This is a genomic window from Sulfitobacter sp. 1A12157 (genome assembly GCF_043557345.1).
Lineage (GTDB): Bacteria > Pseudomonadota > Alphaproteobacteria > Rhodobacterales > Rhodobacteraceae > Sulfitobacter.
The window spans coordinates 140761-163536 of the sequence record NZ_JBIFFV010000004.1 but is presented as its reverse complement, the minus strand read 5'-3'; the positions used below and the strand labels follow the sequence as shown (position 1 = coordinate 163536).

The following is a 22776-nucleotide window of genomic DNA, read 5'->3' as shown; positions in this document are numbered from 1 at the left end:
TTGTGTCGCGCCTTGTTTATCACAGTCCTTAACCCGATGACCACCTACTGCATACGCCCCCGCGACAAGGCAGCCATGCATCAGCGGCATCGCCCTGAATACTTGATTTAGCGCGTTGATATATAACTGGAAAATTACAGTGCAGTTGCAGCATTGCGAGAGTTGCCGAGCCTTCCTATATGGGCTACCAAGCCACAAAGATTCCAATCCGAGAAAGAGAGACGCGATGAAACCCGGTATCAATGTCCCCAATGTCACCTTCAAGACGCGCGTGCGCGACGAAAGCATCGAAGGGTCCAACCCCTTCCGCTGGGAAGACAAGACCAGCGATGATTTCTTCAAGGGCAAGCGCGTTGTGCTGTTCTCCCTCCCCGGTGCCTTCACCCCGACCTGCAGCACCTACCAACTGCCCGGGTTCGAAGACAATTTCGCCGCTTTCCAAGAGCATGGCATCGACGCGATCTATTGCCTGTCGGTCAACGACAGCTTTGTCATGAACAAGTGGAAAGAGATGCAAGGCGTCCAGAACATCGACGTGATCCCCGACGGTTCTGGCGAATTCACCCGCCGCATGGGCATGTTGGTTGCCAAAGACAACCTCGGCTTTGGCCCGCGCAGCTGGCGCTATGCGGCGATCATCAACGATGGTCAAATCGAAGCATGGTTCGAAGAGCCCGGCATCCGTGACAACCACGACGAAGACCCCTATGGCGTTTCCAGCCCTGAGACCCTGCTGGAATACCTCCAGAACCAAAAGCAAACCGAAGCGGCCTAAGCGCCCATTGCAGGATCGGATCGGGCCCATCGGCCCGATCCTTTTGACCCATCACGCCCCACCGCGCCTAGTATCTTGCGCGCAGTTCTCCGGTCAGCCCCTCCCCCACTTCTTTCAGCGTCTCGGCCAATTGCGCCGCCCAACCGCTGCCCGGCGTGCCCGCCCGGCGGACGAGCCCGATTTGCCGCGCAGGTTCCGGCGCGCCGAAACGGTGCAGCCGCAGCCCCGGCGCGGCGTCAAGCTCGGTCTTGGCGGCAATTTCCGGCATCAGGGTCATGCCAAACCCCGCCTCCACCAGCCGCGACAGGGTGGCGAGTGAGGAGGCGCCAGTGTGAATGCCCGCCTGCGTGCGGTCGCGCTGGCAAACCTCCAGCGCCTGATCAGTGAGGCAGTGGCCATCCTCCAGCAGCATCAGCGGCGTGCGGGCCAGATCGGTCGGGCGGGCGACATCCGCGCCCGCCATCCGGTCGGCGGATCCCGCCAGCAGAAAGCGATCCTCGAAAAGCGGCACCTCGGCGAGACCCGTTTCGCCCGAGGGCACCGCCATCACCGCCGCATCCAGCGCCCCGGCGCGCAGATCAGCCAGCAGTTGATCCGTCTGCGCCTCGCGCACCTCGACCCGAAGCGAAATATCCTGCGCCCGCAGCGCGGCCAACACGCCCGGCAACAGATAGGGCGCCACGGTCGGGATCAGCCCAAGGTTCAGCGTGCCTGCCAGCCCGACTTGCTCTCGCGCCGTGGCCTCCAGCAGCTTGGCACCGCGCAGGATATCCTCGGCGCGAGTCAGCACTTCGCGGCCCAAGGGCGTGAGCACCGACGCCCGGCTTTGCCGTTCGATCAGCCGCCCGCCGAGCGTTTCCTCCAAGGTGCGGATCTGCACCGACAGCGCGGGCTGAGAGATATTGCTCGCCTCTGCCGCCCGGCCAAAGTTGCCCAAAGTCGCCAGCGCGCGAAAGTATTCCAATTGTTTCAGGGTGAAGTTCATAACTTTTACCTATCGCAATTTTATAAAACTGCAATTGGAAATTATGGTCGGAATCGATCATCTTCCGGTCAGACAGTAACCGAGGGGAACCCAAGATGAGCAAGCGTCTCACCACCACCGCCGGCGCACCGATGCCGACAAACGACACCAGCAAAACCGCGGGCGCCCGTGGCCCGGTGCTGCTGGACGATTACCAATTGATAGAGAAGCTCGCCCATCAGAACCGCGAGCGGATCCCTGAGCGCGCCGTTCACGCCAAGGGCTGGGGTGCCGAGGGCACCTTCACCGTCACCCATGACATCAGCCAATATAGCTGTGCGGCGATCTTTTCCGAAGTGGGCAAGACCTGCGAGATCATCTCGCGCTGGTCCACCGTGGCGGGCGAGCTTGGCGCCGCCGACAGTGAGCGTGACGTGCGCGGCTTCTCGGTGAAATTCTACACCGAAGAGGGCAACTGGGACGTGGTTGGCAACAACACACCGATCTTCTTTGTCCGCGATGCCTACAAATTCCCGGACTTCATCCGCACCCAGAAACGCCACCCGCGCACCAACCTGCGCTCGCCCGAGGCGATGTTCGACTTCTGGGCGGCCCAGCCGGAATCCGTCCACCAGGTCACCATCCTGATGTCTGACCGCGGCATCCCGGTGAACCCGATGCATATGCACGGCTACGGCAGCCACACCTATTCGATGTGGAACGCCAAGGGCGAGCGTCACTGGGTAAAGTTCCACTTCCGCTGCCAGCAGGAAATCCGCAACCGCACCAATGAGGACGCGGAAAAGCTGATCGGCTCCACCCGCGAGAACTTCCAAGAGGATCTCTTCAACGCGATCGAAGGCGGCGACTACCCGAAATGGGAGCTGAACATTCAAGTCATGCCCGAGGAAGAGGCCGAGACCTGCGGCTTCAACCCCTTCGACCTGACCAAGGTTTGGCCGCATGCGGACTACCCGCTGATCCCGGTCGGCATGTTGGAGTTCAACCGCAACCCCGACAACTACTTCCAGAGCATCGAGAACGCCGCCTATTCGCCGTCGAACAAAATCCCCGGCATCGGCTTCTCGCCCGATAAGATGTTGCAGGCGCGGGTGTTCTCCTATGCCGATGCGCACCGCTACCGTTTGGGCACGCATTACGAGGCCCTGCCCGTGAACGCGCCCAAGGCCGCGCCGATGCATCACTACCACAAGGACGGCGCGATGCGGTTCTTCCCGCAGCAGACCGGCCATCCTGACGCCTATTACGAGCCGAACCAATATGAGGAATCGGCCCGTCCCGACCCATCGGTGCAAGAACCACCGCTGCGTATCTCGGGCGATGCGGACCGCTATGTGCAGGAAGAGGCCGATGCCGATTACATCCAGCCGCGCAAGCTTTATACCGAGGTGTTCGATCAGGCGCAGCGCGACCGTCTGCACGAGAATATGGCCGGTGCCATGGCCCCCTGTTCGCAATCGGTGAAAGAGCGCTGGTATGCGGTGCTTGAGAAAGTACACCCCGACTATGCAGCCGGTGTGCGTGCCGCTTGCGAGAAAGACGAAGTGGCGATCTCGGTCACAGATGAGACACCGGTAAAGGTCGCAGACTAAACAACCGGGGCGGCAGGGTTATCATCCTGCCGCCCCTTCTTTTATCCGACCAGCATTTACCCGATCAGGGGGCCGCCCGGCCCCACGGTTTCATCGTAATGCCGTTTCAGCCGCATCAGCGCGATCCGTAGCACGATCTTGCCCGACCGCGCCGACCAGCCGAGCCGTTTCTCGGTGGTCTCTAACCCTTCCAGATAGCAGCAACAGCGCAGCACCACGTCCGACAGGCCCGGGCCGAGGTCTGCCATGGCATCGGCCACCCTCTTGCGCGCCTCCGCCGCGGCCATGGCGCCAGCCCCGTCACGCCGGCCAGTGGGTTTGGCGCCGGGGGTCAGGAAGTGATCCCAATTCTGCGTAACCTCACCGCCCATCTGCGCCAGTTCGAAATCCTCACGCAGCCTTTCGCCCGCATGGACCAGCCCCTCGTTCAGAAAGAGCGCACCGGATTTGTCGCGCCGCCGGGCGAGGGTCGAAAGCGGGCTTTCGGACAGGCAATAGCGGCCTCGGCGCGGGGCCGTATCCGCATCCACGCCCACCTCTGCCGCGGGTGCATCCGGCCCGCCCAGAAATGCGGTCTGATCTTCGGCAAAGCCATCTGCAGCCGCGCCCTGCTCTTCGAGCATTCGCCGCAGCGCCGCGCGCCCCGCGCTGGTGATATGATAGCGTGTCACCCGGCCTGTGCTGCCCGGCGCGATCCAATCTTTCAACGCCATCGCCTGCGCCACGGCGCTGTCCACCACGGCGGTGCGTGCGCCGGGGCCGGTGTCCGTCTCGCGCAGGACAACGGCCTTTTCCATCCCTTCGGCCACGGCAAGGATCGCGCCCGTCTCATGCAGGCGCCGCAAAACGCGCAGCGCCTCGGCGGCGAAAGTGTCCTCGTCAAGAAGGGGGGCGGCGGGTTTGGTCATTGTCGCTGTCTTTCCTGCTGGGGGGCCAGCAGTACAATCCAAAGCGCGCCGCACCGCCCCAAGCCTGCGCAACGCGGCGTCCACCAGCGGATCGTCGCGCCGCGTCTCGATACGGCGGATTTGCCGCATGATGGTCGAGGCATGACAGCCAGCCTGCCGTGCCAAGGCCCGGATCGGGGCGCCGGTCTCCGTATGTGCGAGGTAATGCAGGGCTCCGTGCGGCACCCATCCCGGCAGGACGGACTGTTGAATTTGGTGATGCGCCTTCAATTGACTGCCACTTCCATTTTGGCGGGTCCCCAAGCTGGCCGACTTATCCCCAGAGTTATTCACAACCTATGGATGTTTTGGTTACCCGTTCGTTAAAATCGTCGCATTTCGCAATGATTGTTTCCAAAAGGTAAACGCCATCGAAAGGCGCCGTGCGCCGGGAACCCGCATCACGCAACACCCGTAAGAGTTGTGCAAGACTTCGCCGATCCGGGGTGATTCACCCCCCTGAAATTGGAGAGTGTGATGCAAGATCTACTGACCATGCTGCAAAGTCTTCACCGCCCGCGCCTCTTGATGCGCGCCGCTCGCATCGGGGCCGAGGACTATCGCCGCGGCACCCATCTGCCACGGATACTGGGCTTTGGCATATTGCCGCGCCACGGCACCGCGCTGATCAAACTGATCGAGATCGAGGCCGAGTTGGACACCCAGCGCAAGACGGCGGATGCAAGCTATAGCCTGATCCGCCATGTGGATGTTCTTATTGCCATGGTTGGCGAGGCACGGTTCCTGAAGGCCGCGATGATGCCCAGCGCCTGAATTGCAATGCGCGGGATCGCCCCCGCCGCAAAGCCTTAGCTAAAGCTATCCGGCTCTGCCGCCTTACGGGTCGCGACAAAGGCATCGAGCGCTTCGCGAATGGCCGGGTCCAATGCGGGCTGCTGATAGTCGGCCAGCAACTTTTCGACCCGCGCGGTGGCAAGGCTCTGGGTGTCGCGCGCGCCTTCGTCCGACCATGTCTCGAAGGGTTTGTAATCCAACAGATCCGACTTCCAAAAAGCATCGCGGAAATTACTCTGCGTATGGGCGCAGCCAAGGTAATGCCCCCCCGGCCCCACTTCGCGGATCGCGTCCATGGCCTGTGCGTTCACGTCGATCTCCACCCCGCGGGCAAGGTGATGCAGCGTGCCAAGTTGATCCGCATCCATGACGAATTTCTCGAAAGAGGAAACAAGCCCCCCTTCCAGCCAGCCGCAGGCGTGCAGCATGAAGTTCACCCCCGAAAGCAGCCCCATGTTTAGACTGTTCGAGGTCTCGTAAGCCGCCTGCGCGTCGGGCAGTTTCGAGCCGGTGAAAGACCCGGCGCTGCGGTACGGCAGGTTGAGCCTGCGGGCCAGTTGCCCAGCGCCATAGGTGATATGCGCAGCCTCGGGCGTGCCGAATGTGGGCGCGCCCGAGTTCATGTCGATCGAGGTGACGAAAGCCCCCATGATCACCGGTGCCCCGGGGCGGACAAGCTGGCTATAGGCGATGCCCGCCAGCGTCTCGGCCAAGACCTGTGTCAACGTGCCTGCCACGCTCACCGGAGCCATGGCGCCGCCCACGATGAAGGGTGAGATGATGCAGGCTTGGTTGTTCTCGGCATAGACCTTGAGCGCGCCCATCATCACATCGTCGAAAGTCATCGGCGAGTTGATGTTGATGAGCGAGGTCATCACCGTGTTTTCCTGCACGAAGTCCTTACCGAACAGAATACCGCACATATCGACGGAATCCTGCGCCCGGCTGGGTTCGGTCACCGATCCCATGAAGGGTTTGTCGCTCAGCGTCATATGGGCGTGCAGCATATCGAGGTGACGTTTGTTCACCGGGATATCCGTCGGCTCGCATACCGTCCCCCCCGAATGATGCAGCCATTTCGACATATAGCCCAGTTTCACGAACTTTTCGAAATCCGCCATCGTGGCATAGCGGCGCCCTCCGGCCGCATCGCGAACGAAGGGCGGGCCATAAACGGGGGCGAGGACAAGGCTCCTCCCCCCGATCACCACATCCCGATCTCGGTTCCGTGCCACTTGGGTGATCGTCGAAGGCGCGGTGGCGCAGAGCTTGCGGGCCAGACCCCGCGGGATGCGCACTCGCTCGCCCTGGACGTCCGCCCCAGCCTCACGCCAAAGCGCCAATGCCTCGGGGTTGTCGGGGAAGTTCACGCCGATCTCTTCCAGCACCGCGTCGGCGTTCTGTTCGATGATCTCCAGCGCCTCTTCGGTCAGCACTTCGAAGTTCGGGATATTCCGCTCGATATAGCGCGCTGTCTCGAAAGAGACGGCTGTGCGTGCCGCGCGTCTTGCCGCACCGCCACCGCCGCGTGCCCGTCGTGCTGATTCCGCCATTGCTCTATCCTTCCCGCAAGTCTTGGCCCGTCACTACCCCATTCCCGGCAGGCGCTTCGCGCGGATAACGCCCCCTAGCGGCAAAAAGCGACATCGCGTGCCGTCCCCGCGCCACTTGCGCGAATTAAACGCGGGCGGCACCGGTCTTCGGCTTGCTAGAGACTTGCCAGAGCGGGCGCACGGGCCTAATCACGGCCCCATGACAGATATCACCCATGACCGCCTCCTCATCATCGACTTCGGCAGCCAGGTCACGCAGCTTATCGCGCGTCGCCTGCGGGAGCTGAATGTCTTTTGCGAAATCCACCCGTTCAACATGGTGGACGAAGCCTTCCTCAAGGAATTCGCGCCTAAGGCGGTGATCCTGTCGGGTGGCCCGTCCTCGGTGTTTGCCGAAGGTGCGCCGCGTCCGCCGCAGGCTGTGTTTGAACTGGGCGTGCCGATCCTTGGCATCTGCTATGGCCAGCAGGTGATGATGCATTGCCTTGGCGGCCATGTGGAGCGCGGCCATGGCACCGCTGAATTCGGTCGGGCCTTTGTCACCCCCACGGGGCAACAGCTCGATCTGCTCGAAGGCTGGTTCGCCACCGACCGCGAACAGGTCTGGATGAGCCATGGTGACCACGTCAGCAAGATCGCCCCGGGGTTCGAGGTCTATGGCACCTCCCCCAACGCGCCCTTCGCCATCACCGCAGATGTCGAGCGTCACTTCTACGCGGTGCAGTTCCACCCCGAGGTACACCACACCCCCAACGGCCCGCGTCTTTACGAGAACTTCGTGCGTCTGGCGGGCTTCAAGGGCGACTGGACCATGAGCGCCTACCGCGAGGAAGCCATCGCCGCGATCCGCGAACAGGTCGGCGACCAAAAGGTGATCTGCGGCCTTTCGGGCGGCGTCGACAGTTCCGTGGCCGCTGTGTTGATCCATGAGGCCATCGGCGACCAGCTGACTTGCGTCTTCGTCGACCACGGCCTGCTGCGCAAAGGTGAGGCCGAAGAGGTCGTCACCATGTTCCGCGACCACTACAACATGCCGCTGATCCACGCCGACGAGCAGGAGCTCTTCCTTGGCGAGTTGGAAGGCGTCAGCGACCCCGAGACCAAGCGCAAGATCATCGGCAAGCTTTTCATCGACGTGTTCCAGAAACATGCCAAGGAAGTGGGCGATGCGACCTTCCTCGCCCAGGGCACGCTCTACCCGGACGTTATCGAGAGCGTCAGCTTCTCCGGCGGCCCCTCGGTCACCATCAAGAGCCACCACAACGTCGGCGGCCTGCCCGAGAAGATGGGCCTGAAACTGGTCGAACCGCTGCGCGAGCTGTTCAAGGACGAGGTGCGCGAACTGGGCCGCGAGTTGGGCCTGCCGCCGTCCTTCATCGGTCGCCACCCCTTCCCCGGGCCGGGTCTTGCGATCCGCTGCCCCGGTGAGATCACCCGCGAGAAGCTCGACATCCTGCGCGAGGCCGATGCGGTCTATATCGACCAGATCCGCCGCCACGGGCTTTACGACGACATCTGGCAGGCCTTCGTTGCGATCCTGCCGGTGCGCACCGTGGGCGTGATGGGCGATGGCCGCACCTATGACTTCGCCTGCGCCCTGCGTGCGGTGACCTCGGTGGATGGGATGACGGCGGATTACTTCCCCTTCTCGCATGATTTCCTTGGCGAGACCGCCACACGGATCATCAATGAGGTGCCGGGTATCAACCGTGTGACCTATGACATCACCTCGAAACCTCCGGGCACCATCGAGTGGGAATAAAATGCGGGTGGCCCTAACCGGCCACCTTCGCTGCGCCACCCGGGCCGAGGCGGACCGGGTGCGCGCAGGACTTGACGCGCATCTGCGTCTCACCCGGGCCGAGCCGGGCTGCCTTCGCTTCGACGTGACCCCGACCGACGATCCCCTTGTCTGGCAGGTCGCGAAGCTTTTTACCGACCGCGCGGCCTTCGCGGCACATCGAGCCCGTGCCGCAGCATCGGACTGGGCGAGGCGTACCGCCGAGATCGCCCGCGACTACCAGATTACCGAGAACTCATGAGCCCCACCTTCCGCGCCGCACTCTGGATGATCGGCTCCATTGGGTCATTCTCCACCATGGCCGTGGCGGGGCGCGAACTCTCGGCGCGGTTCGACACTTTCGAGGTGATGCTCTACCGCAGCGTGATCGGCGTGATCATCGTCCTGTCGCTTGCCGGGGCCACGGGCGCGTGGCGGCAGATCAACACCCGCAACTTTGGCCTGCAATTGCTGCGCAACCTTGCGCATTTCACCGGGCAGAACCTGTGGTTCCTCGCCGTGTCGCTGATCCCGCTGGCGCAGGTCTTCGCGTTGGAGTTCACATCGCCCCTATGGGTCATCGTCCTGTCGATCTTCTTGCTGGGCGAACGGCTGACCGCGACACGGGCGCTGGCCGCCGTACTGGGGTTCATCGGCATCCTGATCGTGGCGCGCCCCGATATCGGCAATCTCAACACAGGCATTCTGGCGGCGGCGGGCTGTGCCGTCTTCTTTGCCTTGACCAATGTGCTGACCAAACGACTGACGCGGACCCAAGGGATCACCACGATCCTCTTCTATCTCACCACGCTGCAACTGCTGTTCGGCCTGATCGCGGCAGGCTACGATGGCGATATCGCCAGCCCCACGGCTGAAACGATGCCCTTCCTGTTGCTGGTCGGCGCCTGCGGCTTGCTTGCGCATTACTGCCTGACCAACGCGCTGAGCCTCGCCCCCGCGACCGTGGTGGTGCCGATTGATTTCGTGCGCCTTCCGGCCATCGCCGTGGTCGGAATGCTGCTCTATACCGAAGCGCTGGATATCTGGGTCTTTGTCGGGGCCGCGATCATCTTTGCGGGCAACTATCTCAACATCTGGTTTGAGACCCGCAAAGCACACCCCAGGTAATGTTTGCCCAGATTTCAACCTGACCCAAGGTCAGCGATTGACGCAAACGGCAGCAATCCGCTTAGATCACTTCCAAGCTGTGCCGGGGAGGAACCGCACAGAACTCTTGGGAGGAAAGCAAATGAAAACCTATTTCTTGGCAATTCCGGCACTATTGGCATCTACGGCAATCGTTCACGCTGGCGGCATCGATCGGTCGGGCCAATCCATCAACGCCCTGTTTGAAAGCGGCCGCTATGCGGAGTTCAGCTTTGGGCATATCTCGCCCGACACTTCGGGCACGTCCGTCGCGGGCCTTGGCAGCCGGGATTCGGGCAATGCCACCGAAAGCTACATGCAATTCGGGGCCGCCTATAAGGCCGACATCAACGACAAACTGTCCTATGCGATCATCTATGACCAGCCTTTCGGCGCGGATGTCGATTACCCTACGGGCACAGGCTACTACGCTCAGGGCGCGCAGGCCGATCTTGATGCGCATGCGCTGACCGGCCTGCTGCGCTACCGCATGAACGAAAACTTCAGCGTTCACGGCGGTCTGCGCGTGCAAACCATCGAAGCAACCGCTGCGGTGCCCTTCGTTGGCGGCTATACGGTAAACGGCGAGCGTGACACCGGCGTCGGCTATGTTGCGGGTGTCGCCTATGAGCGCCCCGACATCGCCATGCGCGTCGCGCTGACCTACAATTCCAGCATCGACCACGATGTCGACACGACCGAATTCGGCGCCGCGATGAGCACCACCGAAATCGAAACGCCGCAGTCGGTGAACCTTGATTTCCAGACCGGCATCGCCGCCGACACGCTGCTCTTCGGTGGTATCCGCTGGGTCGATTGGTCGTCGTTCGACATCACCCCGGCCCAATACCAAGGCGCGACCGGTGGCTCGCTCGTCAGCTACGATGACGACGTTTTCACCTACTCGCTCGGCGTGGGCCGTCGCCTGAATGACAACTGGTCGGTTTCGGCCTCCGTCGGCTATGAGAAGTCCAACGGCGGGTTCGCCTCCGACCTCGGGCCGACCGATGGCAACAAAAGCCTTGCTCTGGCCGCCGTCTATACCCGCGACAACATGAAGATCACCACCGGCGTGCGCTACGTCAACATCGGCGACGCGCAGACCGCGATCCCGGGCTTCGCCCCGGCGGCGGACTTCGAAGACAACGATGCCGTGGCCTTTGGTGTGAAAGTGGGCTTCACCTTCTGATCCACACCAGACCTGTTAAGGTCACGCCGCCCGAGCCTCTCGGGCGGCGTTTTTTATGCATGCGCATCTTTCGGGTCGTGGCGCTCCGTGGAACAGCCTAAACCCAAGCCATGATCACACAGAAAACCATCCCCCCGCGCGCTTGGATCGAAATGGGCTGTCTCGCCCTGCTCTGGGGCGCGTCCTTTGTCGCCGTGCGGGTGGCCTTGGATGAGATCGGACCGCTGACCTCGGTGGCGCACCGGGTGTTCTGGGCGATGTTGGTGCTTTGGGCCGCCGTCGCCGCCATGCGCCTGCCACTGCCGCGCGACCCGCGCATCTGGGCGGCCTTCCTGCTGATGGGGCTTTTGAACAATGTGATCCCCTTCTCGCTGATGGCATGGGGGCAGTTGCACATCCCTTCGGGACTGACCTCGATCCTCAATGCCGCCACCGCGATCTTTGGCGTGCTGGCCGCCGCGATCTTTCTGGCGGATGAGCGGATCACCCCGCGCAAGGCGATTGGCGTCGGCCTAGGCTTCGCGGGTGTCAGCACCGCCATCGGGCTGGAGAACCTCACGAATTTCGACCTTGGCAGCCTTGCGCAGCTTGCGGTGCTGGGCGGGGCGATGTCCTATGCCATGGCCGGTGTCTGCGCGCGCAAACTGCTGCCGGGCCAACCGCCGCAACTGGCCGCCGCCGGGATGCTGACCGGGGCCACGCTGATCATGCTGCCGCTGGCATGGGTGGCGGAGGGGCCGCTGACGCTCAACCTCGCCCCGGCCACGCTTGCCGCCATCGCCTATTACGCGCTGGCCGCGACGGCGCTGGCCTATCTGCTCTATTACCGCGTGCTCGGCATGGCGGGCAGCAGCAATCTGATGTTGGTGACACTGCTGGTCGCCCCTGTGGCCATCCTGCTGGGCGCATGGCTGCGTGATGAGACCCTGCGCCCCACCGCCTATGGCGGTTTCGCCCTTCTCGCACTCGGGCTTCTGGTGCTCGATGGGCGCATCTGGCGTCTGGTGAAACACTGGGGTAGTCAGGGGAAACGAAGCACTTAACCTTGGTGACACATGCTCTACCCCACGGCTGACGATTGGCGCGCGGCGCCGCGGCGCAAAGTTCTGATCTTCGGCATGTCAGGCTTGGGCAAGACGCATCTCTCCAGCCTGCTGCGCGCCAGCGGGGATTGGTTTCACTACTCCATCGACTACCGCATCGGCACCCGCTATCTGGGCGAACTCATCGCCGACAACGCCAAGGCCGAGGCGATGAAAGTGCCCTTCCTGCGTGATCTGCTGCTCAGCGACAGCATCTACATCGGCTCGAACATCACCTTCGACAACCTGTCGCCCGTGGCCACATGGTTGGGCAAACCGGGCGACCCTTCGCGCGGCGGGCTGCCGATGGAGGAATACGCCAAACGGCAAGAGGCTTTCCGCCGGGCCGAGATCAACGCCCTTCAAGACACCGCCTATTTCGCCACCCGCGCCGAAGCGCTCTATAGCTATCCGCATTTCATCTGCGACACCGGTGGCTCGATCTGCGAATGGGTCGATCCCGAAGACCCGAACGACCCGCTGCTGCGGCAATTGGCCGAGGAATGCCTGCTGGTCTGGATCAAAGGCGACGAGGCCCATACCGAGGAACTGATCCGCCGCTTTGACAAAGCGCCCAAACCGATGGCCTATCAGCCCGAATTCCTCGCCCGGGCATGGGCCGACTATCTGGCCGAAAAGAACATCACCGAAGACGCGGTGAACCCCGACGATTTCATCCGCTGGACCTATGCCGCCGCCCTGTCGCACCGCCAACCGCGCTATGCGGCGATGTCGAAATGGGGGGTCACCATCACCCCCGCTGACATCGACGCGCTGAAAGCGCCCGACGACTTTACCGATCTCATCGCCCGCCACCTGCCCGCGGGCGGTTGAACCCGCCCCGCCCAAGATTATCTGACTGCACTGGCTACCCCTGAAAGACCTGTCTCATGCCCATCAAGATCCCCTCCCGCCTGCCTGCCTTCGACGTTCTGCGCAACGAAGGGGTCATGGTGCTGGATGAGGAACTGGCATCGCGGCAAGACATCCGCCCGCTGCGCATCGCCCTGCTGAACCTGATGCCCAAGAAAATCCAGACAGAGAACCAGTTTGCCCGGCTGATCGGTGCCACCCCCCTGCAGATCGAACTGAGCCTCATCCGCATGTCCGATCACCAGGCCCGCAACACCGCAGCCGAACATATGGAAAGCTTCTACCGCCCCTTTGAAGAGATGAAGGCCGAGAAGTTCGACGGGCTGATCATCACCGGCGCTCCGATCGAACATCTCGACTTTGACGAGGTGACCTATTGGGATGAGCTGCGCGAGGTGATGGAATGGACCCAGACCAACATCCACTCCACCTTTGGCGTCTGCTGGGGCGGCATGGCGATGATCAACCACTTCCACGGCGTCAAGAAACACATGCTGAGTGAAAAGGCTTTCGGCTGTTTCCGGCACCGCAACCTCGCACCCGCCTCGCCCTATCTGCGCGGCTTTTCGGATGATTGCACCGTGCCCGTCTCGCGCTGGACCGAGATGCGGCAAGACGAGGTTGACGCGCGTCCGGGCCTCACCACGCTTTTGGGTAGCGATGAAGTCGGCCCCTGTCTGATCGAAGACCCCGCACACCGCGCGCTCTATGTCTTTAACCATTTTGAATACGACCGCGACACGCTTAAGCAAGAGTATGACCGCGATGTCGAGAATGGCGTGCCGATCAACGTGCCCTGCAACTACTACCCCGAGGATGACCCCTCGCGGACGCCCGTGAACCGCTGGCGCAGCCATGCGCATCTGCTTTACGGCAATTGGATCAACGAGATATACCAAACCACCCCCTTCGATATGAATGAGATTGGCCATTAAACTGCTGTTTGCCCTCCTCCTCGGGCTGGCGCTGCTCACCGCGCTTGTCCAGTGGCGCGCCGCGCGGCATGAGGCGCGGGCCGAGGCGAGCCATCCGCCCGAGGGTGAGATCATCACGGTGGACGGCCTGCCGGTCCATGCCAAGGTCATCGGCAGCGGGCCCGATCTAGTGTTGATCCACGGGGCCAGCGGCAATCTGCGCGACTTTACTCTTGGCTTCGCAAAGCGGCTGAGCGAGCGCTACCGCGTCATCATGTTCGACCGTCCGGGCATGGGCTATACCGCCCGCCTGCCCGGCGCGCGCGGGCCGTGGAACCCGCGCGGCGAATCCCCGCAGGAGCAGGCCGCACTCTTGCAGAAAGCGGCGGATCAACTGGGCGTCGAAAACCCCATCGTGCTGGGCCATTCCTTTGGCGGGGCCGTGGCGCTGGCTTGGGGGCTGCAACGCCCAGATGAGACCGCAGCACTGGTGCTGGTCTCTGCCGTGTCGGAGCCTTGGCCCGGCGGTCTGGGCTGGCTTTACAACGTCAGCGCCTCACGGCTTGGCGGCGCGTTCTTTATCCCTGCCGTCACCGCCTTTGTCCCCGACAGCGTGGTGCAAAGCAGCATCGCGGCGATTTTTGCCCCACAACAGCCGCCCGAAGGCTATGCCGATCACATCGGCACGGGCCTCACCCTGCGCCGCAGCGCCAGCCGCGCCAATGCGCAACAGGTTCACCAGCTTCGCCCCCATGTGGTTGAAATGGCAGCGCAATATGACCGGCTGACCCTGCCGGTCGAGATCCTTCACGGCGATGCCGATACCATTGTCCCGATGCATATCCACGCCGAGGAACTGATCAAAGACCTCCCCAACGGCGCCTTAACCCGCCTGCCCGGCATGGGCCATATGCCCCATCACGCTGACCCGCAGGCCGTGGTCGACGCCATCGACCGCGCCGCCCTGCGTGCCGGTTTGCGTTAAGCGCCTTAACATCCCATATTGAAACAAGAACAACCCGCAAGGAGCGCCCATGGACCTGCCCTTTGACGGCGCGATCAGCGCCTTTTACGAGAACGACGCCCCCGAGGACATACGCCGAGCGATCCAACAGGCCGATAAGGACGATATCCTGTCGCCCAGTTACCCGCATGACGAACGTCTGTCGCGCAAGACCTATGAGCGTGACTACGAGCGGCTTCAGATCGAAATGGTCAAACTGCAATCATGGGTGCGCGAAACCGGGCAGCGCGTCGTCATGGTTTTCGAGGGGCGCGACGCCGCTGGCAAAGGCGGCACGATCCGCCGTATGCGCGAGAACCTCAGCCCGCGTTCCGCGCGGGTGGTGGCCCTGTCGAAACCCACCGAGACCGAGCAGAGCGAGTGGTATTTTCAGCGCTATATCAAACACCTGCCCACGGCGGGCGAGATGGTTTTCTATGATCGCTCTTGGTACAATCGCGGGGTGGTGGAAAAGGTCTTTGACTTCTGCACCCCCGAACAGCGCGCGCATTTCTTTGAACAGGTCACCCCGTTCGAACAAATGCTCGTCGAAGACGGTATTCACCTGATTAAGTTCTGGCTCAACGTGGGCCGGGCCGAGCAGCTGCGCCGCATGTTGTCGCGCGAATCCGATCCGCTGAAACAGTGGAAACTCAGCCCCATCGACGTCAAAGGGCTCGCGCAATGGGAGGAGTATTCCGCCGCCATCGCCGAGACGCTGACGCGCAGCCATACGGATGAAACCCCTTGGACGGTGATCCGCTCAGACGACAAACGCCGCGCCCGTCTCGCGGCCATGCGCCACCTGCTCCACCGTTTCGACTATCCTCAGAAAGACACCAAAGCGATCGGCAAGATCGACGATGAGATCTGCGGCGGGCCGGACATCTGGGATGCCTAAGCGCGGCTACCATCACGGCAACCTGCGCCAAGCGCTGATCGACGCGGCGCTCGAGTTGATCGAGCAGCGCGGCCCCACGGGGTTCACACTCTCCGAGGCGGCCAAAAGCGCGGGTGTCACCCCGGCGGCGGTCTATCGCCATTTCGAGGGCCGCGAAGACCTGATCGCCGAGGCCGCGCATCAAGGCTATGATATCTTTGCCGATTTGATGGAATTTGCCTATCAATCCGGCCAGCCCTCGGCGCTTAAAGCCTTTGAGGCGACGGGCCGCGCCTATCTCGCCTTTGCCCGCAAACATCCCGGTCATTACATCGCAATGTTCGAATCCGGCATCTCGGTCAACCGCACGCCGGAACTGGCCCATGCCGCCAACCGCGCCAATGCGGTGCTGGAACGCGCGGCAACCGACCTCAGCCAGCATATCCCGGCGGACAAACGCCCGCCCGCCTCGATGTTCTCGGCCCATATCTGGGCGATGAGCCACGGCGTGGTCGAACTGTTTGCCCGAAACTCGCCCGGGCGCGCCTCACCTTTCCCGCCCGATGACCTTTTGGAAACCGGGATCGGGATTTACCTGCGCGGGCTGGGCTTGGTCAGCCCTGACGAATGAGGGCGGCGGCCCTTAGGCCGCCACTTTCATCTCCTGCAAAACATCCGCCGCAATCTCGAACGAGCGCAGCCTTGCGCTGTGATCGTGGATCTGCCCGGTCAGGATCAACTCATCGGGGCGATGCTGCGCGATCAGCGTCTCAAGCTGGCGTTTCACCGTCTCAGGGCTGCCCACGGTAGAGATTCGCAGCGCGTGGTCGACCCCTTGGCGCAGGCCCGCGCCGATCTCGGCGTCGATGTCACGCACCGGGGCCGGCAGCTTGCCGGGGCGGCCTGTGCGCAGACGGGCGAATGCCTGCTGCATGGTGGTCCGCAGGTAAGCGCCCTCCTCATCCGTGTCGGCGGCAAAGACGTTCACCGCCAGCATAAAGCGCGGCTTCGGGCAGGCTTCGGACGGTTTGAAATCCCGGCGGTAGATCGCCGTGGCCTCTTCCAACGCATCCGGCGCGAAATGCGAGGCAAAGGCATAGGGCAGCCCGAAATGCGCTGCCAGTTGCGCGCCATAGAGCGAAGAACCGAGGATCCAGATCGGCACATGCGTCCCCTCACCCGGATGGGCGCGGACCGGCGCGCGGGGATCGGGGGCGCCCAGATAGGCCATCAACTCGGCCACGTCATCGGGAAACTGGTCGCCCGCGCTCATGCCCCGGCGCATCGCGCGCATCACCGCCTGATCTCCGCCCGGCGCGCGGCCCAGCCCCAGATCGATCCGGTCGCCATGAATCGCCGCCAGCGTGCCGAACTGTTCGGCAATGGCCAAGGGCGCATGGTTGGGCAGCATCACCCCGCCCGCGCCGACGCGAATCTCTTTCGTGTGATCCGCCACATGCCCCAGCAGAACCGAGGTCGCCGCCGAAGCGATGCCGGGCATGTTGTGATGCTCCGCCATCCAAAACCGGTGATAGCCCTTGGCCTCGGCCAGTTGTGCCAAAGCAACGGAATTGGCGATGGCGGTGGGGGTGTCCGACCCTTCGGGCACGGGCGCAAGGTCGAGAACTGAATACTGCATGACTGTCTCCTGTGTTGGGACCGATATAGGCAGGCACAGCCCCGCCCGGAACCACGTCGCCCCAGAAAAACCAACGGCTTGGGCGAAATTTCCATTGATCACAATGTTATGTTCTAACGCATGCCAGATATGCGCAATCCGGTCTTGCCGCCCCCCGGTGGGCGCCCTATCCCAGAAGCCTTCACAACCTGACCTCGCCAGTCGCAGACAAGCCACGGTCCAAAACTAGGCAAATGCCATGAATATCAAACATCTTATCGGGTTCGGCCTTACCGCCGGGCTGCTCTCTTCTGCTGCCTATGCGCAGGAAAACGTCACCACCGGTTTCGACCCGGTCATCGAAGACCGCAGCATGACCTCCATGCTTGGCTGGACCGCTGGCGTCTCTGCCGCGACACGGTTCAACACGTCGGATGACTTCGATCACCTCGAAAACGAAGTCGAAGGCTTCGTCGAGTTGACCTACGGCGGCTTCCACACCGGGCTGAGCGCAACATCGCTTTACCAAGACCCCACCGATGACGTCGAATTCGAAGCGAACCTCGGCTACGGCGCGGAATTCGGTCAGGATCTCAGCTGGGATCTGACCTATGGCTACATCTGGCTGAACGATTCCAAAGATCACAGCGAAGAGATCACAGCGACGCTGGGCTTCCCCATCGGGCGTGACGCCTCGGGCGCATTCGCCGTGATCATCGACCCCGACACTGGCGAAAGCGATCAGGAAGTCGCGTTTGAAGCGCCCCTGTCCGAGCGTTGGACCGCCGTTGGCCTCATCGGCAACAGCGACCGCGACGACAACATCTATGCCGAAGCCGGTGCCGTTTATGACTTCGGCGATGGCGTCTCCTTCGAAGCGCTCTACGAAGACACCAACGATGGCGACGGCGTGTTGGGCTTCACCGTAAGCTACGAAATCGGCGGCTGAGCCGCTTTAGGATCAGAAGCGATCCGACCCTAAGGCCGCTGCGGGAGACCGCGGCGGCCTTTTTCATGTGCCGCGGCCGACCCTGCCCACCGCAACGAAAAAGGGCCACCCCGGAGGGCAGCCCTTTCGCAGAATATGACCGGTAAGCTTAACGCTTGGAGAACTGGAAGCTCCGGCGCGCTTTGGCCTTACCGTATTTCTTACGCTCGACGACACGGCTGTCGCGGGTCAGGAAGCCTGCCGCTTTCAGCGCACCGCGCAGGGAGGGATCGTAGAGTTGCAGGGCTTTGGAGATGCCGTGCTTGACCGCGCCCGCTTGACCGGACAGACCGCCGCCTTTGACAGTCGCGATCACGTCGAACTGGCCTTCGGTGTTGGTGATGCCGAAAGGCTGGGCGAGGATCAGCTGCTGCACGGGGCGCGCGAAGTATTCGTTCTGCGGCTTGCCGTTCACGATGACCTTGCCGGAGCCCGGCTTGATCCAAACGCGGGCGACTGCGTCTTTACGCTTGCCGGTGGCATAGGCGCGGCCCAGTTCGTCACGAACCGGCTCACGGGGGGTCACTTCGGTCTCGGTGCCCTGCACGCCGCCGATGTTGTCGGTCACGGCTGCTTCCAGACCGTCGAGGGATTTGATTTCGTCAGCCATGCTCATGCACTCCGCGTGTTTTTCTTGTTCAAGGATTTGACATCCAGAACTTCGGGGCTCTGCGCCTCATGGGGGTGTTCGCTACCTGCATAGACGCGCAGGTTGGTCATGATCTGGCGGCTCAGGCGATTGCCGGGCAGCATGCGCTTGACCGCTTGGGTCACAACACGCTCAGGATGCGCGCCTTCGAGGATCTGTGCCTTGGTGCGCGATTTGATGCCACCGGGGTGGCCGGTGTGCCAGTAGAAGTGCTCTTCGCGCTTCTTGCCGGTCATCTGCACCTTGTCGGCGTTGATGACGATCACGTTGTCGCCGCAATCCATATGCGGCGTGAAGGACGGCTTGTGCTTGCCGCGCAGGCGCATGGCAACGATCGAGGCGAGACGGCCCAGCACGACGCCTTCGGCGTCGATGATGATCCATTTCTTGTCGATATCTGCCGGTGTCGCAGAAAAGGTTTTCATGGATGAATTCCCGTTTGAGGTTGGTCGGAACGAGGATTCCCCGCCCGGTGTCTGATGGAGGCGTTATAAACACCTGCATCGCCGGGTCAAGCGTCGTAAACTGTGATTTTTCAAGCCAAAACAATGCGTTGTGATTTAGGTATAATAATACCCCATATTTCTATACGCTGATCTGCTCCGGTGGATTGTCCAGAAGGCAGCGCAGCCGCTGCATCGCCGCCTCGAAAGAGCGCAGGGAGACATGGGCGTTCACCGCGATGCGCACCGCATGAGGCGCGCGGCCATCGCGCAGGGCGAATTCATCGGCCGAGCGGATCTGCACGCCCTGCGCCTCTGCTGCGCGGCAGAACCCGGCGGCCCGCCACCCCGGCGGCAGTTGCAGCCAGAGGAAGGGCACATCGCGCGACCATTCCAAATCGTGGCCGCCCAGATGGTTCACCGCCACTTCGACATATTCCGCCAGTCTTTCGCGAATATCCGCGCAGATCGCCTTGAGCCGCGGGTCGGTCAGGAGGATCCGCGTCGCCTCGGCCAAGGGCCGGGCAAGGCCGAAATACCCGTATTCCGCCACCCGCCGCAGATCCGCCGAGCGCCCCGCCGGGGCCAGCGCAAAGCCGACGCGCAGGGCGGGCGTCAATTCCTTTGAGATCGAAGAGACATGCCAGACATGTTCCGGCCAGAGCGAGCGATAGCTCGGCGCGCGGGCGAGCCCCATGCGGTAGCAATCATCCTCCAGGATCTCCAACCCATGCCGTTTGGCGACTTTTAACAGCGCGCGCCGCCGCTCAAGGCTGGTGTGGCTGCCGGTGGGGTTATGCACCTCTGGCGTTGTGCAAAAGACCTGCGCCCCGCTGTCGCGCGCGGCCTTGTCCAGCGCCTCAGGCAGAACGCCGTCTGCATCCATTGCCACGCCGACCACCTCGGCGCGCAGCACCTCCGCCGCGCGGCGAAACCCGGCGTAGGAGAGGTCTTCAACCAGCATCACCGGCTTTGGGCCGGAGAGGATCGCTTGCAGTACCAATACAATCCCACTCTGCCCGCCGTGCGAAAGCACGACGTCTCGTTCGTTCAACGGCCCGAGCGCGAGATGCGACAGCCAGTCGACCACCGCCTGCCGCACCGGGGCATAGGCGTCACGGGTGGGATAATTCATCAGGTCTTCGCCCGGCACATCCGCCACCTGCCGCAGGGCGCTGCGGATCAGCGCCACCTGCCCCATGTCCGGCAGCCGCGGACTAAAGAGGCTGACCGCATCGGTGTCGGCGACCTCCAACTCCTTGATCCAGCTGTCCTGTTCGCGGTTCCAGACATCCTCACGAATGGCCGCCTGCGGCGGGGCGACAAAGGTGCCACGGCCCACCTCGGCCTCCAACAGACCCTCATCGGTGAGGATGGTATAGGCCCGCGCCACGGTGCCGGGAGTGATCCCCAATTGCCACGCCAGCTCTCGCACCGGCGGCAGCTTATCCCCCACCGCCAGAGCGCCTGAGTTGATCCCCTGCCGGATGGTCAGCGCGACGAGCTTGTACTTCGGCCCCTGCCCCTCGGCCAGCGTCGGCTGCCAAATTGTACCCATTACAATATTCCTGTGGTCAAATTGTATCGCGCTTTGTACCGTTGCACCTGTAGATAATCTACACTTTGTGTCAATACAATTTCGTCAATACAATTTCAAGGAGTTCCCCCATGACACGGGCACGCCCCCTTACCGCTGATGCAATGACATTGATGACATACCGCGCCCTGCCGGTCCCTGCGGTGATTGCGCTGCGCTTTGCGGCGGTCGTGACCACATGGGCGGCCCGCCGACGTACCCGGATCGCGCTTGCCGCGCTCGAACCTTGGGAGCTTGAAGATGCGGGACTTACACCGGAACAAGCCTCAGCCGAGGCTTCCCGCGTGTTCTGGCAGGCGTAGCTTCCCTGTGGCGGCTGCCAGACCTCTTCCTCGGGCCGGGTTTTCCCGGCCCTTTTTTGTGGCCTCTGAGAATTCCTCGGCCCGGAATCAAGCAGCAGGCACCGGGCCATCGCCTGCCCGTCCCGGCGGGCTGGCGATTTGGTGAGGCTGGGCGCTTCTGCGATAAGGCGCATCACGGCTGCGCCCTAAAGTGGCATGGACCGGCGTCGCAATCGCCACCCCACGGTCAGGCGCTGGCCCTAAACTCAGCCCCTCACCCCATTGACGCAGGCGGAATCGCATAGGTCAGCCCGGCCCGCGCCACCGGCTTGTCCGACCCTTCGGAATAGATCAACACATCCGTCACCGACAGCTGCCGCCCCAGCTTCAGCAGCTTGGCATGAGCCACCAGCGGCACATCCGCCAACGGTTTGCGCATGAAATCTATCGAGCAATTCGTCGTCACCGCCAACGCCTTGGGGCCGATCATCGCCAGCGTCACCAGATAGGCCGAGACATCCGCAAGCGCGAACATCGACGGCCCCGAAACGGTGCCTCCGGGGCGCAGGTGGCGACGGCTGGTCAACAGACGCATGGTGATCTCGTTCTCGGCCACATGATCCACGGCGAAATCATCCGCCACCTGATCGAACACCTCCCGCATGAAGGCCTCCAACGCCTCCGCATCCATCACCACGGCCATACTTGTCCTCCCTGCTGTCCTCGGCGTAACGTTGGCGTGATCAACCGGGGAGGGCAAGGTGGCAATTCTTGACGTTACGGCACGCGGGCCGGTGACCCACCTGCGCATGAACGCCCCCGAGCGGCTGAACGCGCTGTCGGATGAAATGCTGGCCGCCCTGCACGCGCGTTTCGACCAATTGGCCCAAGACCGCACCACGCGGGTCATCATCCTGTCGGGCGCAGGCAAAGCCTTCTGCGCAGGGCACGATCTGCGCCAGATGACCGCCATGCGCCAAGCCGAAGACGGCGGAGCCGCCGCCTTCAAAGACCTTTTCGACCGCTGCGCCGCCCTGATGGCCCGCATCCAAAGCCTGCCGCAACCGGTCATCGCCCAAGTACACGGCATCGCCACCGCCGCGGGCTGCCAGCTTGTCGCCACCTGCGATCTGGCCATTGCCACGGATGACTGCCGCTTTGGGGTCAACGGCGTGAACATCGGCCTCTTTTGCTCGACCCCCATGGTCGCCCTGACCCGCAGCATTCCGGGCAAACAGGCGTTCGAGATGCTCGCTTCCGGAGAGTTCATCTCCGCCCCCCGCGCCGCTGAACTGGGCCTGATCAACCGCGCCGTACCGGGCAACCAACTGGCCCAAGAGACCGAGGCGCTGGCCGAGAAGATCGCCGCCAAACTCGGCACCGCCGTCGCCCATGGCAAAGGTGCCTTCTACCAACAGATGCAGATGCCCAGCGAACAGGCCTACGCCTTTACGGGCGAGGTCATGGTCCGCAACATGCTTGAGGCCGAAACGCGCGAAGGCATCGACGCCTTCTTGGAAAAACGCCGCCCCGATTGGCCCCAATGATTGTTTCCAAAACCGTTAGGCTTTGTTGCCACGCTGGGGCTGGCAAATCTGGCAAAATCACGGCATGGTTATGTTAGGGCTTAGAAACCCTGATGATTTTGGGTCGCCGCGGGCGGAAGGTCCCTCCGGGTCAGCCTCT

General features: G+C 62.7%; 24 protein-coding genes. 16 read left to right on the top strand and 8 right to left on the bottom strand.

Annotated elements, in window-relative coordinates; all coding sequences use genetic code 11:
• Window positions 1–226: 226 nt before the first annotated feature.
• A complete protein-coding gene (locus ACGYLC_RS09535; RefSeq protein ID WP_394402071.1) occupies window positions 227–775 on the top strand; it encodes a peroxiredoxin in 549 nt (182 codons plus the stop codon).
• Between the two features lie 67 nt (window positions 776–842).
• Here the strand turns inward: ACGYLC_RS09535 and ACGYLC_RS09530 are convergent, their stop codons facing one another.
• The gene (locus ACGYLC_RS09530; RefSeq protein WP_394422780.1) at window positions 843–1760 is read right to left on the bottom strand and encodes a LysR substrate-binding domain-containing protein; all 918 of its coding nucleotides are present in this window, start codon (window positions 1758–1760) and stop codon (window positions 843–845) included.
• Between the two features lie 95 nt (window positions 1761–1855).
• On the opposite strand from ACGYLC_RS09530, the gene ACGYLC_RS09525 reads away from it, so the two are divergent.
• The gene (locus ACGYLC_RS09525; protein WP_394402077.1) at window positions 1856–3352 is read left to right on the top strand and encodes a catalase; all 1497 of its coding nucleotides are present in this window, start codon (window positions 1856–1858) and stop codon (window positions 3350–3352) included.
• A 56-nt stretch (window positions 3353–3408) separates the two neighbouring features.
• On the opposite strand, the gene ACGYLC_RS09520 is transcribed toward ACGYLC_RS09525, so the two are convergent.
• Window positions 3409–4497, bottom strand: coding sequence for a DUF6456 domain-containing protein (locus ACGYLC_RS09520; protein ID WP_394422861.1), 1089 nt, complete (start codon window positions 4495–4497; stop codon window positions 3409–3411).
• A 279-nt stretch (window positions 4498–4776) separates the two neighbouring features.
• Between ACGYLC_RS09520 and ACGYLC_RS09515 the strand changes: the two genes are divergently transcribed.
• Window positions 4777–5073, top strand: coding sequence for a DUF6477 family protein (locus ACGYLC_RS09515; protein WP_394422779.1), 297 nt, complete (start codon window positions 4777–4779; stop codon window positions 5071–5073).
• A gap of 35 nt (window positions 5074–5108) precedes the next feature.
• Here ACGYLC_RS09515 and ACGYLC_RS09510 read toward each other — a convergent pair whose 3' ends face one another.
• Entirely contained in the window at window positions 5109–6647 is a 1539-nt protein-coding gene (locus tag ACGYLC_RS09510; protein ID WP_394402081.1) for a trimethylamine methyltransferase family protein, read from the bottom strand.
• Between the two features lie 199 nt (window positions 6648–6846).
• Between ACGYLC_RS09510 and guaA the strand changes: the two genes are divergently transcribed.
• The 10 genes from guaA to ACGYLC_RS09460 all read left to right on the top strand — a co-directional run bounded on the left by guaA (window position 6847) and on the right by ACGYLC_RS09460 (window position 16145).
• Window positions 6847–8409: a glutamine-hydrolyzing GMP synthase gene (gene guaA, locus ACGYLC_RS09505; protein ID WP_394422778.1), complete on the top strand. Its 1563-nt coding sequence runs from the start codon at window positions 6847–6849 to the stop codon at window positions 8407–8409.
• The gene (locus ACGYLC_RS09500; protein ID WP_394422777.1) at window positions 8366–8689 is read left to right on the top strand and encodes a putative quinol monooxygenase; all 324 of its coding nucleotides are present in this window, start codon (window positions 8366–8368) and stop codon (window positions 8687–8689) included. The genes guaA and ACGYLC_RS09500 overlap by 44 nt, the downstream gene beginning before the upstream one ends.
• Entirely contained in the window at window positions 8686–9555 is an 870-nt protein-coding gene (locus ACGYLC_RS09495) for a DMT family transporter (RefSeq protein WP_394422776.1), read from the top strand. Before ACGYLC_RS09500 ends, ACGYLC_RS09495 begins: the two co-directional genes overlap by 4 nt.
• A gap of 121 nt (window positions 9556–9676) precedes the next feature.
• Entirely contained in the window at window positions 9677–10762 is a 1086-nt protein-coding gene (locus ACGYLC_RS09490) for an OmpP1/FadL family transporter (RefSeq protein WP_394422775.1), read from the top strand.
• Between the two features lie 110 nt (window positions 10763–10872).
• The gene (locus ACGYLC_RS09485; RefSeq protein WP_394422774.1) at window positions 10873–11805 is read left to right on the top strand and encodes a DMT family transporter; all 933 of its coding nucleotides are present in this window, start codon (window positions 10873–10875) and stop codon (window positions 11803–11805) included.
• Window positions 11806–11817: 12 nt separating this feature from the next.
• Window positions 11818–12678 (top strand): ATPase, encoded by an 861-nt coding sequence (locus ACGYLC_RS09480; protein ID WP_394422773.1) that lies wholly within the window; start codon window positions 11818–11820, stop codon window positions 12676–12678.
• A gap of 56 nt (window positions 12679–12734) precedes the next feature.
• The gene (gene metA, locus ACGYLC_RS09475; protein WP_394422772.1) at window positions 12735–13652 is read left to right on the top strand and encodes a homoserine O-succinyltransferase; all 918 of its coding nucleotides are present in this window, start codon (window positions 12735–12737) and stop codon (window positions 13650–13652) included.
• Entirely contained in the window at window positions 13636–14616 is a 981-nt protein-coding gene (locus tag ACGYLC_RS09470) for an alpha/beta fold hydrolase (protein ID WP_394422771.1), read from the top strand. The genes metA and ACGYLC_RS09470 overlap by 17 nt, the downstream gene beginning before the upstream one ends.
• A 49-nt stretch (window positions 14617–14665) precedes the next feature.
• Window positions 14666–15535, top strand: coding sequence for a polyphosphate kinase 2 (gene ppk2, locus ACGYLC_RS09465; RefSeq protein WP_394422770.1), 870 nt, complete (start codon window positions 14666–14668; stop codon window positions 15533–15535).
• Window positions 15528–16145, top strand: a complete 618-nt coding sequence (locus tag ACGYLC_RS09460) for a TetR/AcrR family transcriptional regulator (protein WP_394402105.1) — start codon at window positions 15528–15530, stop codon at window positions 16143–16145. Before ppk2 ends, ACGYLC_RS09460 begins: the two co-directional genes overlap by 8 nt.
• Before the next feature lie 12 nt (window positions 16146–16157).
• Here ACGYLC_RS09460 and ACGYLC_RS09455 read toward each other — a convergent pair whose 3' ends face one another.
• Complete coding sequence (locus ACGYLC_RS09455) at window positions 16158–17153, bottom strand: LLM class flavin-dependent oxidoreductase (RefSeq protein WP_394422769.1); 996 nt, start codon at window positions 17151–17153, stop codon at window positions 16158–16160.
• A gap of 238 nt (window positions 17154–17391) precedes the next feature.
• Between ACGYLC_RS09455 and ACGYLC_RS09450 the strand changes: the two genes are divergently transcribed.
• The gene (locus tag ACGYLC_RS09450) at window positions 17392–18081 is read left to right on the top strand and encodes a hypothetical protein (RefSeq protein ID WP_394422768.1); all 690 of its coding nucleotides are present in this window, start codon (window positions 17392–17394) and stop codon (window positions 18079–18081) included.
• A 148-nt stretch (window positions 18082–18229) separates the two neighbouring features.
• On the opposite strand, the gene rpsI is transcribed toward ACGYLC_RS09450, so the two are convergent.
• The 3 genes from rpsI to ACGYLC_RS09435 form a co-directional block, all read right to left on the bottom strand.
• Window positions 18230–18730, bottom strand: a complete 501-nt coding sequence (rpsI, locus tag ACGYLC_RS09445; RefSeq protein WP_067266905.1) for a 30S ribosomal protein S9 — start codon at window positions 18728–18730, stop codon at window positions 18230–18232.
• Between the two features lie 2 nt (window positions 18731–18732).
• A complete protein-coding gene (gene rplM, locus ACGYLC_RS09440) occupies window positions 18733–19194 on the bottom strand; it encodes a 50S ribosomal protein L13 (protein ID WP_067266879.1) in 462 nt (153 codons plus the stop codon).
• Between the two features lie 160 nt (window positions 19195–19354).
• Complete coding sequence (locus ACGYLC_RS09435) at window positions 19355–20770, bottom strand: PLP-dependent aminotransferase family protein (RefSeq protein ID WP_394422767.1); 1416 nt, start codon at window positions 20768–20770, stop codon at window positions 19355–19357.
• Window positions 20771–20880: 110 nt separating this feature from the next.
• On the opposite strand from ACGYLC_RS09435, the gene ACGYLC_RS09430 reads away from it, so the two are divergent.
• A complete protein-coding gene (locus ACGYLC_RS09430; protein WP_394422766.1) occupies window positions 20881–21111 on the top strand; it encodes a DUF1127 domain-containing protein in 231 nt (76 codons plus the stop codon).
• A 253-nt stretch (window positions 21112–21364) separates the two neighbouring features.
• Here ACGYLC_RS09430 and ACGYLC_RS09425 read toward each other — a convergent pair whose 3' ends face one another.
• On the bottom strand, window positions 21365–21793 hold the full coding sequence (locus ACGYLC_RS09425; protein WP_209218884.1) for a PaaI family thioesterase: 429 nt from the start codon (window positions 21791–21793) through the stop codon (window positions 21365–21367).
• A 58-nt stretch (window positions 21794–21851) separates the two neighbouring features.
• Here ACGYLC_RS09425 and ACGYLC_RS09420 point away from each other — a divergent pair, with 58 nt between their 5' ends.
• Window positions 21852–22637 carry an enoyl-CoA hydratase gene (locus ACGYLC_RS09420; RefSeq protein ID WP_394422765.1) on the top strand — a complete coding sequence of 262 codons (786 nt, stop codon included), beginning with the start codon at window positions 21852–21854 and terminating at the stop codon, window positions 22635–22637.
• The last annotated feature ends 139 nt before the right edge of the window (window positions 22638–22776 follow it).